Source organism: Erythrobacter sp. (genome assembly GCF_040217515.1).
Taxonomy (GTDB): domain Bacteria; phylum Pseudomonadota; class Alphaproteobacteria; order Sphingomonadales; family Sphingomonadaceae; genus Erythrobacter.
On the sequence record NZ_JAVJPT010000003.1, the window covers coordinates 77,160 to 90,022 of the forward strand.

The following is a 12,863-nucleotide window of genomic DNA, read 5'->3' on the forward strand; positions in this document are numbered from 1 at the left end:
CCTTACGGGGTAACGAATTCGAGCTCGGGTCCCTGGCCTATGCGATAATTGCCCGCCGGAAAAGCCTCGCCGTCGAGGATGAACTGGTCCTCGATGGCGAGCGTGAACTGGCTCGCGGCGATCTGATGAATCCCGCTCTCGCGCAGGCCGGGCGCATTGCGCCCGCGCACAATGGCAGGCACGCTGAGCGTGGTACGGCGCGAGATCTGATCGACCGCGACCAGCTTGAGCCCATGGCGCAGCTTGCCGAACGGCTTGAGCCCGGCCGGGAGGCGTTCCAGCGTCGAGGCGAACAGCGCCTGGCGGAAGGCCGGATCGCCCTTGCCGCTATGCGCCATCGGCGCACCGTTCGCCCCCAGCCTGATCGTCATGCGCGCGCCCTTGCGCCACGGATTGTCGCGCGTCGCGAAAAGCGACTGGGCGAGCGCCCACAGCGCTGTCGCCCCGACCGCGAGCGAATTGAACGCGCCGAGCCGGTGCGAGACCTGCCCCGCGCGCGTGGCGGTGGTAAATGCGCCCGCCCCGAAGATGAATCCGAAAACATGGGCGGAGGCCGGGTCGTCGAGCGATTCGATCGCGATCGGCCGCCGCCGCACCGTCCCGCCGTGATCGAGCGCCTCGATCGCGCCCTGCAGGCTCCAGTCACCCGGCACGCCGAGATCGATCGTCAGCGCGTTGGTCTTGCCCTTGGGCAGGACGGCGATCGGCGGCCAGTCGTCGCCGAACAGTGCTGCGCCGCAGGTCAGCACGTCGCGCACCGTGCCGTCACCGCCATTTACGACAAGCAGGTCGATATCGCGCGCGGCGAGATCGGCCAGCGCCTCGAGCAACTGGCCGCGATCGCCGGGCTGGGCGATATGGACATGCGGGCTGATCGAGCAGTCGAGATCGGCCCCGCGATTGCGATGGCTGCGCGGATTGTAGATCACGCCCACGACCGGGGCCTCGCCCTTGGCACGAACCCGGCGCGCGCGCGCCGACCTGCCCGGGGCGGCGTCGAGGCGCGGCAGCTGCGCGAATTCGTAGATCGAAGTTGCCATGGTCCGGTCCTATAACGGTCAGTCAGCTTCCATGCCACTGCCATGTTTACCCGGGATTGTAACAATCTTGCGGGCGTTGCGCGGTTACATCGGTGCGGTCGCGCTTTTTGCAAGGTCTGCCCGTGCGATGCCTCGGCAAAGCCGGACCAGACGACGGTGCGCGGCGACGGCATGCGGCGGGCATGTCCGCCCGGCGGCTCGCGCGGGCTTATTATCCGAGATGCGGGCTGGATTGCCGCGCGCGCGCCGCTAGGATCACGGTCATGCTTGCCCCGGACCTGCTCGATTCCGCCCGCACGATCGCCCCAGGCATCGTCTCCTTGCGCCGCGCGATCCATGCCGAGCCCGAACTCGGCCTCGATTGCCCGAAGACCATGGCCAAGGTCCGCGAGGCGCTTGCGGACCTGCCGCTCGCATGGCGCAGCGGCCCTTCGACGAGCGGGGCGGTGGCAACGCTCGTCGGGAGCAGGGCGGACGAAAGCGCGCTGCGGGAGCCACGGCGCGTGCTGCTGCGCGGCGACATGGATGCCCTGCCGATGGAGGAGAAGACCGGGCTCGACTTCGCATCCTCCATCGCCGGGCGCATGCATGCCTGCGGCCACGACACCCACACCGCGATGCTGGCGGGCGCGGCGCGCATGCTGTGCGAACGGCAGGGCGAGTTCTCGGGGACAGTCGATTTCATGTTCCAGCCGGGCGAGGAGGGGCATCACGGCGCGCGCTTCATGCTCGAGGACGGGCTGATCGACCCCCTGCCCGACGCGGCCTTCGCGCTCCATGTCATGCCCAATGCACAGCACGGCGTGCTCGCCGGAAAGCCGGGAGCGCTGATGGCGGCGGCCGACCAGTTCACCATCACTGTGCGCGGCAGAGGCGGGCATGCCTCGATGCCGCATGATTGCGCCGATCCGGTCCCGGCGACGGCTGCGATCGTCGCCGCGCTCCAGACGATGGTGACCCGCCGCTTCGACGCGGCGAGCGCGGTTGTCGTCACCGTCACGCAGATCCACACCGGCACGGCGCACAACGTCATCCCCGACGAGGCGATGGTCGCGGGCACGATCCGCACACTTTCGCCCGAGCATCGCGCAAAGGTGCGCGAGCTCGTCGCCGCCACGGCGCGCGACGTCGCCCGCGCCCACGGGGTCGAGGCGGAATGCGAGATCGTTCCCGGCTTCCCGGTCACATTGTGCGACCCCCGTGCGGTCGCGCTCGGTGCGAACGTGGCACGCACGCTCGGCGGGGAGGAAGGCTGGCGCGATCTCGCCGCGCCGATCATGGGGGCGGAGGATTTTGCCTATGTGCTCGAACAGGTGCCCGGCGCGATGTTCTTCCTCGGCGTCGCACCGGAGGGCGATGACTGGAGCGCGTGCTGCGCGATCCATTCTCCGCGCATGCATGTCGACGAAAGCGCACTGCCCACCGGTGCGGCGATGCTGGCGGGCTGCGCACTGGAATTCCTGGAGCGCGGATTCGACTGATATTCGCCTGTCGGAGCTAGGCTGCTAACGGTCCCTGCCATCCCGGCAGTCATGTACGATTGCCGCTTTGCCAATGGGCGTGGAGGAAACCGTCGTCTTAATTAGCCAACATACGTGATATAGTATCGGATCGTCGGGTCGCACTGACACGTTAGGGGCGTTGCCATGGGCCGAGGCAACATCACCATCGAAGATGTCGCACGCGAAGCGGGGGTTTCGCGGCAGACCGTCTCGCGCGTGATCAATCGCAGCCCGAATGTCAGCCCGTCGGCGCGAGGACGGGTCGAACAGGCGATCGAGGCGCTCGGCTATGTCCCCAATGCCGCCGCGCGGCGAATGGGGGGCGCGCGCAGCTATCTCGTGCTCGCCGCAATCGAGCGGGCGCCTGCCGGCCGGCTCGCCGGGCGCCTGCCGCTCGACGCGATGCTGCTCGAGGGGCTCGAGGCCTGCAGCAAGGCGGGTTATCATCTCATGTTCGAACAGGTCGGTGAAGAGCGCGAGCTGGCCGCGGCGCTCACTTCGCTCACACCGGACGGGGTCGTACTGCTGCCCCCGCTGGACGAGGACACGGGGCTGCACGACATGCTCGCGCGGCGCGGCATCAGGGCGGCCTGCCTCGGCGAGCGCCACGAATATGGCCGCATCCTGCCCGGCCTGGACGAAGCCGGGTTCAGCGAGGCCGCAACCGCGAAGCTGCTCGAACACGGCCACCGCCAGGTCGGCTTCATCTGCGGTGAGGGCGACACGGCCCGTTCGCGCCGCCGGGTCGAGGGCTATCGCCGCGCGCTCGCCGAAGCGGGAAGCCGGGCGCATCGCCGTTTCGTCTCGGACGACGCGCTCGACCTTCCCGGTGCGATCGACCTTGCCCGCAGCTGGCTAGCGCCGACGATCAGGCCGACCGCGATCATCGCCGGGACCGAGGCGGTCGCGCTGGGCGTGCTGCAGGTCGCGCGCGAACTGGGGCTGGCCGTGCCGCGCGACCTCTCCCTGCTCGCGCTGCAGGAGACGCCCGGCCTTGCCCGCAGTCACCCGGCGGTTTCGACGCTGCACCAGCCGCTCGGCGCGCTTTTCGCCGGGGCCTGCCTGCGCCTTATCGAGGGGGGCGACGAAACCGGCGGAAAGGGTCTGCTGACACCCGATCCGAACCATGCCGAAGCCCATCTTTTCACTGCCCGCGCAACGATTGCCCGCGCTCCGCGTGCGGTCTGACTTGGGCGATCTTATCGCGCGAAGCGGGAGGACAATTCGGCGCGCCGGGCACCGAATTCCTCGCGCGGAATGACGAGCCGAACTCCGAGCCGCCCGCCTGCCGAGGTCACGGGAGTCTTGTAGATCGAAAGGTCGATCGCGGTGATTGCCTCGATCCCGGCGCACAGGGATGCGATCCGGCTGAGCAGATATTCCTGGGTTTCGTAGTGCCGTTCGCCGGCCACGGCGAGGATCCGCTCGATCAGCGGATCATAGTCGAAAACGCGGTCGATCCGGTCTTCGTCGACGAGCAGCAGTTCGGGATCGATTTCGAGCACGCCGTCAAGCAGGTGAGCGTCGGGCACGACGTCGCCGGGGCCGTAAGTGCCCAGAGCGACGGGCAGTTCGAGTCCCTTCAGGTCAATCGTGGCGCGCGTCATCGCACTTCCATCCCGTGGCCGATTGCTATGTCAGCGCCGCCAGCCTGACGAGCGCGACAGCCGCGCCCGCAATGTGGGCGAGCGTTATCATGACCGACAGCGAATGAAAGAGGCGAAAGCGATCGGTCCTGCCGCCATCCCTGGCGGAGTTGATCGCGGGCATAAGGATTTGCCGCGCGACAAGCGTCGTCCCCGCTATCGCCGCGAGGACAGCAGCGCTGATACTGTCCGCAAAAGCGGCAAGAGCGCCGCCTGCCGCAGAGGCACCAAGGACGAAGAGGTAGAAGTGCGGGAACGCCCGCCGAAGCAGGGATCCGGCGAGGTCGGCCGGCAGGGCGCTGAACACGAAGGCCGCAAAGCCGAAGGAGTAAAGGACCGCGCCTCCGAAGAGCAGGGCGGTGAGGAGCAGGGCGGTTTCGGTCATCGCGGATATGGCACCGGGCTGTCAAAAGCGGGACGGCCGCTTCGACGAGCGGAAGCGGCCGGACCGGTCGGGGCCCGGCCGCATCGCATTTCGGCCTTATGTTTCATGCGGATCAATCGTCCGCGTTCTCGGCCCTTGTCCTTTCGAGTTCCCGGCTGGTCTTGATCGTTTCGTAAATGCCGACGGCAAGGCCGGAGCCGAGAATCGCGAAATTGAGAAGAATCATGATGGCTTCCTTGGTTGCCCCGTCCGCGAGGAAGGCGGGCGCGGATGGCGCGATGGCAATCCGCCCTTCCCGACATGCGACGATCCTGCGGTCGAACCGTAGACGAACGCCTCGACAAAGCCGCATTCGCTGCCGACCGCATCCCCCTAACCACCTGCAGCGCCGTCGGGTCCGTCCCATCGCTTGAAAAGCTGTCAATTGCGCTCCTGCAAGATGCAACAAAGGGCGCCGAGGCCCCTGCCGCGCGAAAGCCGCGCTCGGCAAGAGACGCAATCCGGCCTGCCGCACCGGCCGTGGCGCTGCAAAGCCTCTAGCTGGGCAGCGGCGCAGTCATTGCCCACGGCTTGCAGCCGGTTATATGCAATGATTTCAATGGGGTTGCATTGGTATGCAACTTTTAAATCCTCAGAGTCACTCAATTGTAATATCGTTCTGCAAGCCGGACGAAAAACGGGGATTAACTAACTGGGAGAGCTTCGCCATGGCGGCGGTCCGCGCGTCGGCAATCCGACGCCGCGCGGCTTGTGCCGTCGGCTTCAACGTGTCCGTCGAGCGAGGTCTTTACAGTGCCCAATGCAAAGCACCCGCAAGGGGGACAGACCGATGCACCGCGGGCCGGCATCCTGGATGCGGGTTTTCCCGATATCGAATGGCCCTCCTTCTCCGGCTGGATCGTCTCCAAGCCATGGTTGACGGCGATCGCCGGATTGCTGCCGGTCATCCTGTTCGCGCTCGGCCTCGCCTGGCTCGAACGCGATCCTTCGGTCGATGCCTTCGTCAGCCACGATCACCCGGCGTGGCAGGCGCGGGAGATGGCGCGGGAGACTTTCGGGCTCGAGGATCCGGCCATCGTCGTGTTCGCCGAGGAAAGCGGGACCAGCGCCTTCAATGCCGACATGCTGGCAGCAGTGGACCGCTTCACCGACGAGGTCGCCTATGTCGAAGGCGTCGAGCCGGGTGTCGTCAGCCTGGGATCGGAAAAGGCGATCCTCGCCAATGCGGTGGGCGATCTCGAAGCGCCGGAAATCATCGACCCCTATGCCATCGACCCCGCCGTTTCGCTCGAACTCTATCGCCAGATGCCGCCCCTTGCCCGCACGCTGGTGAGCGAAAACGAAGATGCGCTGCTGGCGATCGTTCCCGTCACGGATCCCAACCATGCGCAGGAAGTGACCGCCCAAATCGCCGATCTCGCCCGCGAACTGGCGCCGGAAGGGGTGAGCGTGCACCAGTCCGGCGTGGCGACGATGAACAGCCGCCTTGCCGAACACATCGCGCGCGACACGCTGATCTTCCTGCCGGCGGCATTCGTGACGATCGCGTTCTTCATGCTGCTCGCGCTGCGCCGGGTCCAGGCCATTCTCGGCCCGTTCCTGGTCGTGATCGGCTCCGCCCTCAGCGCGGTCGGCGGGATCGGGATCATCGGCTCGAAATATTATCTGATTACCACCGCGCTGCCGGTGGTGGTCATGGCGATCGCGGTGGCCGACAGTATTCACCTCACGCTCGCTTACCAGCGCGCGCGATCGCAGTCCCCCGGCGGCACGCAGGCCGACGCCATGGCGGCGGCGATCGACAAGGTCGGCCTGCCGATCGTCCTCACCAGCGTCACGACCAGCCTCGGCTTTGCCGGTCTCGCGATCGGATCGCCGATGAAGCCGATTGCCGATTTCGGCCTGGTCGCCGCCATCGGCGTGATGGTCGCATGCCTGCTGAGCCTGACCGTGCTCCCGCTCATCCAGATGCGGCTGGCCGATCTTCCGCCGACAGTCGCCCGGGCACCGCGTCTCGAATCGATATTGTCGAAAATCGCGGTCTGGAGCGCCTCGCGCCCCGCCGCCGCCCTCCTCCTGTCGCTGGCCGTCGTCGGCGGGGCCTTGATCGCCGCCGCACAGGTCGAATTCGATTATGAACGGCGCAACTACTTCACGCAGGGTGACGACGTCCTCGCCGCCGACGACGTGCTGGCGGAGCGATTCTCGGGCGGCAACATCCTCGATGTCGTGATCGACAGCGGCGAGGAAGAGGCCCTGCTGACGGCCGAGGCGGTGCGCGCGGTCGTGGAATTGCAGCAGCGGCTGGATGCCATTCCCGAAATCGCCAAGGTGACGAGCTTCGGGGACTCGATAGGCCTGATGCACGAACGGCTCAACGGCGCACCGGCGGGCTCCCTGCCAGACATCCGCGATGCGCCGGCGCAATACATGTTCCTTTACGAAGCGAGCGGCGATCCCGACGATTTCGAAGCCCAGCTCGATTTCGGCCGACGCCACGCAATGGTGCGCAGCTATCTGGAAAACGGCCAGTATTCCGCGACCAAGCCGGTCATCCGCAAAGTCGAGACGGTCCTCGAAGAATGGTCCGGGACGACCCCGCTCCAGGCATCGATCAGCGGGCGGATGGCGGTCAATGACGGATGGATGGATTCGCTGCGCGACAGCCATCCTTTCACCATCGCCGCCGCCGTCCTGTTCGTGACGGTTGCGACCTGGATCCTGCTGCGCGGCTTTGCGCCCGCGATGATCGCGGTGCTCCCGGTGCTTTCGGGCATCGTCCTGCTCTATGCCGCCATGGGCATCGCCGCCATCGACCTTGCTCCGGCGACCAGCATGTGCGCCGCGATCGCCGCGGGCCTGGGTGTCGATTTCGGGATTCACCTGGTGCTGGAGTTGCGCCGCCGCCTCTCCCGCGGCCAGGACATGCTCACCGCGCTTTCGGGCAATTACGTCACGGTCATGCGCGCCTGCTTCTTCAGCGCCGCCAGTCTCGGTGCGGGGTTCCTCGTCGTCGCCCTGAGCCAGACCCCGGTGCTGCGCTGGTTCGGCCTGCTGATCGCCTTTGCCGCTTTCGGAAGCCTTTTCGGAGCGCTCGTCATGGTTCCCGCGATCGCCTCAATCACCTCCCGCAAATGGAAGCCAAGCCATGCGTAGAACCCTGCTCGCCGCCCTTGCCGCGCTTGCCGCAATCGCCTTTGCCACAAACCTTTCGGCGCAGGGCGCTCTCGACGGCAAGACCATTGCCAGGAACATCGCGGAGCGGCCGAACGCCGATCCGCGCAAGGGCCGCATCACTTTCCTGATCGAGAATGACGGCCGCACGCGCACCCGCGCCGCGAAGATGCTGCGCACCCAGACGAAGAGCACGGATCGCCTGCTGCTCGCTTTCGACAAGCCGGGCAGCATCCGCGGAACGTCCTTCCTGAGCTACGATCACAAGGCGGCGGATCGCGCGGACGAGACATGGCTCTATCTTCCCGCGACCAGCCGCACGCGCCGCGTCCCCTCTTCGGATCGTGCCGACAGCTTCATGGGGACCGAGCTGTCCTACGGCGACGTGAAGGACAGCTTCAAGTTCGGCCTGGCCGATTACGATTTCACCGCGGGCGGCCGCACCAAGAGCGGGCGCCTGATACTCAAGGGCGAGGCGAAGAACACCCAAATCGCGCGTGAAATCGGCTATGGCGGCTTCACCGCCTATATCGATGCCGACACCTGGTTTCCGCGCGTGATCACTTTCACCGATCCGGCCGGGAGGCGCCTCAAGACGATCGCGGTGCGGGGGATCGAAAAGGTCGGCTCGTCGCTCACCGCGACCGATTTCACCGTCACCAATCACCGCTCCGGGCGCTCGACCCGCGTGACGGTCTCGGGCCTTTCGCGGGCAAACGCGCGGGAAAGCCTGTTCGATCCGGCACGGCTCGATCGCGTCGCCGGTCGCATGCCGTGAGGGCAGGCCTCGCGCTGTGCGCGCTGGCAGCTGTCCCCGCCGGGAACCCGTTGGCCGCGCAGACCGTCGATGGCGAGCTCGCCCTGGCGACCGACGAGGACGGGCTCGCAAAGGCGGCGCTGCTGCTCGAGCCGGAAGCCTATGTGTCGATCGCGCCGGGGGTGGAGGCGGTCATGTCGGTCCGGGCAGAGATCGCCGGGTCGGAAACCGGGACCGGCACGCGCCGCAGCTTTTCCCCGATTTCGGCCCCGCTGGTGAAAGCGGACGACCTGCGCGTCGAGATCGACGAGTTCTATCTCTCGATCCCGGCCGGGGCGCTCGAATTCAGGCTCGGCAAACAGGAGGTCGCCTGGGGATCCATCGACGGCGCGCGGGTCGTGGACACGGTCAGCCCGGCGCGCCTGACCGAGGGGCTGGCACGCAATCCGCGCCCCGACCGGATCGCGATCTGGGCCGCGCGGATGCAGGCGATCCTGGGGCGGGTCGACATCGATCTTGTCGTCGCGCCAGACCCGACGGTAAACCAGTTGGCCGAGCCGGGCGCCGCATTCTTTCCCCAGGCGCCTCGCTTTCTTGCCGGCTTCGAGGCGACCGGGCCGCTGCCGCCGATCGAACGCGAGGATCGCGGCGACCTTGTCGGCGATGCGACTCTGGCGGCGCGGGTTTCCTACCGCCTCGACGCGACCGATCTCAGGGTGTCCTTCGTGCGCGGCATCGATCAGGACGGGGTGCCGGTGTTTGACGGCCAGCGGATCGAGCTGCGCCATCCCCGCCGGCACACGCTCGGATTCGAATTCGTGCGGCAGTTGGGCGCGGTGGTGGGGAGGCTCGAGGCCGCATGGACGCCGGATGCCCGGTTCGTCGTCGCGGGCACATCCGGAACCGAAATCGCCGAAGTCGATCGGATGGTCGGCGGTCTGGGAGCGGATTTCTCGGGACCGCTCGACACCTATGTGAACGTGCAGGTGATCCTCGATCATGTTTCCTCGAACCGTGAACTGGTCCGCCCCGCCACCGACGTGATCTCCACCGTGCGAATCCAGAAGGATTTCGATGACGATCTTCATGCCCTGCGAGCCGAATGGCTCAATTCCTTCACGGACGGGGACGGCCTTGTCCGGCTCGAGATGACCCGCAGGTTGGACGACCGGTTTTCGCTCTTCCTGGGCGGCGATCTGTTCTACGGCTCGGGCGACGGCATTTTCGGCCAGTTTTCCGACCGATCGAGAGTGCTCGGCGGCATCCGTTTCGCGTTCTGAAGGTGCCTGTCGGCGTCGTGGCCGGGGCGCAAAGGGTGGATCCGCAACCGTCGCAAGAGCTTCTTGCGGCGCGGGCAATACCAGCTTCGGATCGCTTTGGCGGGAATCCGGCCAGTGCCGGGCCGGCCAAGGCGGAGCGCGATCCGGTCGTGCCGAAAATATTGGCGCACCCGACAGGATTCGAACCTGTGACCTCTGCCTTCGGAGGGCAGATTTTCTGGGTCCACCTTGGTTTCAGAAAGATCATTAATGCATGAGATTCCGATATTTGTGGTTCAGGTAGGGCCACGAAAGTCGCAATAGGTTTTCCATACTCTTTCCATACGCTATGTCTGCGCACTATGGATCTGAGCAGAGTCGCCATTCGCGAAAGCCTTAAACCGCGACGCGAGCCGCATTGGCAACGCGTCCATAACGGCTGTTTTCTCGGTTACAGGCCTTCGAAACGGGATGGTCCAGGATCGTGGATCGCTCGCGCTTACGATCCCGACCAGAGCCGATATAAGACGAAGTCTCTCGGAGATCTGGGTGATCTCGCTCCGCGCGATAGGTTTACGGCCGCCAAGGCGCAGGCTGAAGCGTTCGCCGAAAAAGTGCTGTCAGGCGGATACTCCCACGAAAGGATCAAAACCGTCGAACAGGCTTGCCGCGCATATGCGGCAAAGAGGCCTGAGGAGGAGGCCCGTCTTGAGCGTCTGGTTTATCGAGACGAGATAGGGCGCATCCCGATCGATAAGGTGCGGAGGCACCATCTCTGGGAGTGGCGGAAGCGCCTTGAGGCAACGCCAGCACGCATTGGCATCGAAGAGCTGAGCACGGGCGAACAGAAGGCTCGATCCCCAGCAACCATCAACCGCGATATTGTCCCCCTCCGAGCTGCGCTGATGAAGGTGCTGGCTCCCGGCGCACCGGGAACGGAGGCGGCTTGGCAGGAGGCTTTGAGGCCCATCAAGAATGCCGATCGACAGCGTACTCTCTATCTCGATCGAAAGCAGAGACAGGATCTGGTGAACGCCTCAACCTGTGACGCACAGCCATTCATAAAAGCACTCTGCATGCTGCCAATAAGACCTGGTGCGATGGCCCGAATGGCTGCCGCTGACTTTGACGCACGAACTAGCGAACTGACGATCGGGAAGGATAAGTCTGGCCGCGCTCGGAAAGTCTTGCTTCCTGAGACAGCTGCGAAGCTGATCGCACAGCAGTCTAAGGACAAACTGCCAAACGCACCGCTTTTCATGAGAGCGAATGGGGCGAGATGGACGAAGGACAACTGGAACAAGCCGATCAAGGCAGCAGCGGTTCGATCGGGTTTGCCGGAAGGCATAACCGCTTACACTCTCCGGCATTCAGTCCTGACCGACTTAGCGCTCGACGGAGCACCTATCCTCATGATCGCGCAGCTTAGCGATACGAGCGTCGAGATGATCGAAGAGCATTATGGGCACCTTAGGCAGGAGATGGCTCAGCGCGCATTGGCAAATCTGAGCTTATGAGTGGCGCCGGAAACGCCTCAGATCCGTTGGGCCGAGAAGCGCGCGAACTGAATTCGAGAGCATTCGCGGCACTGATTGGTTGGGAGCGTGAGTGGCAACGCCCGCTGGTGGATCTCTTGCGGTCAGAGCATGAAATCGGTCCCGCCGTAAGAAACGCCATAGCCGATTTGCTGGAAGAGAAATCTCCATTCGGGATGCGACTCAAGATGTCTGGCCACGAGCGCTCTGCACGCTGGTGGGACTCCATTAAAGATCGGCAGGAATGGTTTGTGTTTGGTGCCGAAGTAGCTCCCTACATCGAGAAGGCATCGAACCTGTTGGAGGGTATCGAAAATGCCTCCGATGCCTTGGGGCGGTCAGAAGCTTACTGCAAGAAGTGCTATTATTATCGACGCGACTGCCAGAAATGGATGCATCGAGCGAAGCGTGAAGGTCGAACATACGCGGCGATGAACGAGAACCTTCTCAGCCTTGAATTTCACATTGCGTCTTCAGACCAGAAGACCCTGAAGCCCACGCTACTGGACGGCCAAGAATTTGACAGATTTTTCGCGGCGCGGCTGCGACCTCTCATCGGCATACGAGACGTTCTGAACTTTGATGTCCCAGACGACCTTTCTGATGGTTTGGTGAGCTTTCTTTACATCGTTCAGAGGGTGCCTGAGCAAACCAAATAGGAAGCCAATCCTGCCGGTTTCAAACCGGCAACATCGGCAAGCCAGACTTAATCCAGCATGATCCCGCCCAGTCGACAACGGGCTGGAACAGGTTATGGAAACGAAACAAACGACATCGCTTGACGAGTACGCAAAGCCAGAGCGTCTCGCCTTCAAACCCGAAGAAGCAGCAAAGCTTCTCGGTGTCTCCCGGTCGCGGGTTTTCCAACTCATAAAGACGGGAGAGCTGTCGTCCGTCCGCTACGGCCGGACGCGCCTCATCCCAATGAGTGCGATCGAGCTATTTCTCGACGTCGAATAGTGGGAAGAAGGAGCAATTTGAATGCAAAAGGTAGGAATAAGACCAACCGCTTTGCTCGGATTGATCACAGCATGCTTCATTGCCCAGCATATCGATCGCTAAGCCCCGTTGCGCGAGTGCTTCATACAGAGCTGATATCGATGGAAAACGGGAGCAATAACGGCTCCCTTTACCTCAGCGTGAGAGATGCCACAGACCGCATCGGGCTCGCGGATCATACGGCGACGCAGAGGGCATTCGATGAACTCGAGAGAATGGGATTTATCGAATGTACCAGCGATGCTCATTTCTCCGTGAAAGCTTCCGAGAAATCCAGAGCACGAACATGGCGGCTCACCCACCTCCCTGGGCCTGGCAGGAGAGGCCCATCTAATGAGTTTCGCGATCGCCAACCAGACTCAGGGAGTCGAGAGTTCAAACGAATGGAGCGCGGTCTCGGAGCCATCAAGCGCTACAAGAGGGCGGTCAGCTACGGTCGTTATCCGATGTTGGATTCCGACACGAATGGATGATGCTGAGCACTTATTGGTCGCAAAGCGGTGTGGGATTCCCGCACCGTCGAGATCCTAAGCTTCTGAAATCAGTTAACTTGTGTTCGTTAGGGA

Annotated in this window: 11 protein-coding genes; 8 read left to right on the forward strand and 3 right to left on the reverse strand. The window is 64.2% G+C overall.

The genetic code is table 11. The features are described 5' to 3' along the window. Positions 1–2: 2 nt before the first annotated feature. Positions 3–1,040, reverse strand: a complete 1,038-nt coding sequence (locus tag RIB52_RS01920) for a diacylglycerol/lipid kinase family protein (RefSeq protein ID WP_350172361.1) — start codon at positions 1,038–1,040, stop codon at positions 3–5. 263 nt (positions 1,041–1,303) lie between these two features. Here RIB52_RS01920 and RIB52_RS01925 point away from each other — a divergent pair, with 263 nt between their 5' ends. Together RIB52_RS01925 and RIB52_RS01930 are read left to right on the forward strand one after the other, a co-directional pair. Further along, complete coding sequence (locus RIB52_RS01925; RefSeq protein WP_350172363.1) at positions 1,304–2,521, forward strand: M20 metallopeptidase family protein; 1,218 nt, start codon at positions 1,304–1,306, stop codon at positions 2,519–2,521. Positions 2,522–2,686: 165 nt separating this feature from the next. Further along, a complete protein-coding gene (locus RIB52_RS01930; RefSeq protein ID WP_350172365.1) occupies positions 2,687–3,730 on the forward strand; it encodes a LacI family DNA-binding transcriptional regulator in 1,044 nt (347 codons plus the stop codon). An 11-nt stretch (positions 3,731–3,741) separates the two neighbouring features. Here the strand turns inward: RIB52_RS01930 and RIB52_RS01935 are convergent, their stop codons facing one another. Both RIB52_RS01935 and RIB52_RS01940 read right to left on the reverse strand, forming a co-directional pair. Further along, positions 3,742–4,149 carry a dihydroneopterin aldolase gene (locus tag RIB52_RS01935; protein WP_350172367.1) on the reverse strand — a complete coding sequence of 136 codons (408 nt, stop codon included), beginning with the start codon at positions 4,147–4,149 and terminating at the stop codon, positions 3,742–3,744. A 25-nt stretch (positions 4,150–4,174) separates the two neighbouring features. Then, positions 4,175–4,573, reverse strand: a complete 399-nt coding sequence (locus tag RIB52_RS01940) for a DUF4149 domain-containing protein (protein WP_350172369.1) — start codon at positions 4,571–4,573, stop codon at positions 4,175–4,177. Between the two features lie 792 nt (positions 4,574–5,365). On the opposite strand from RIB52_RS01940, the gene RIB52_RS01945 reads away from it, so the two are divergent. The 6 genes from RIB52_RS01945 to RIB52_RS01970 all read left to right on the forward strand — a co-directional run bounded on the left by RIB52_RS01945 (position 5,366) and on the right by RIB52_RS01970 (position 12,258). Next, positions 5,366–7,729, forward strand: a complete 2,364-nt coding sequence (locus tag RIB52_RS01945; protein WP_350172371.1) for an efflux RND transporter permease subunit — start codon at positions 5,366–5,368, stop codon at positions 7,727–7,729. After that, positions 7,722–8,525, forward strand: coding sequence for an outer membrane lipoprotein-sorting protein (locus RIB52_RS01950; RefSeq protein ID WP_350172373.1), 804 nt, complete (start codon positions 7,722–7,724; stop codon positions 8,523–8,525). The genes RIB52_RS01945 and RIB52_RS01950 overlap by 8 nt, the downstream gene beginning before the upstream one ends. Continuing rightward, on the forward strand, positions 8,522–9,784 hold the full coding sequence (locus RIB52_RS01955; protein WP_350172375.1) for a hypothetical protein: 1,263 nt from the start codon (positions 8,522–8,524) through the stop codon (positions 9,782–9,784). Before RIB52_RS01950 ends, RIB52_RS01955 begins: the two co-directional genes overlap by 4 nt. 341 nt (positions 9,785–10,125) lie before the next feature. Next, complete coding sequence (locus tag RIB52_RS01960; protein WP_350172377.1) at positions 10,126–11,280, forward strand: tyrosine-type recombinase/integrase; 1,155 nt, start codon at positions 10,126–10,128, stop codon at positions 11,278–11,280. After that, positions 11,277–11,957 (forward strand): hypothetical protein, encoded by a 681-nt coding sequence (locus RIB52_RS01965; RefSeq protein ID WP_350172379.1) that lies wholly within the window; start codon positions 11,277–11,279, stop codon positions 11,955–11,957. Before RIB52_RS01960 ends, RIB52_RS01965 begins: the two co-directional genes overlap by 4 nt. A 94-nt stretch (positions 11,958–12,051) precedes the next feature. Then, entirely contained in the window at positions 12,052–12,258 is a 207-nt protein-coding gene (locus tag RIB52_RS01970) for a helix-turn-helix domain-containing protein (protein ID WP_350172381.1), read from the forward strand. Positions 12,259–12,863: the final 605 nt, after the last annotated feature.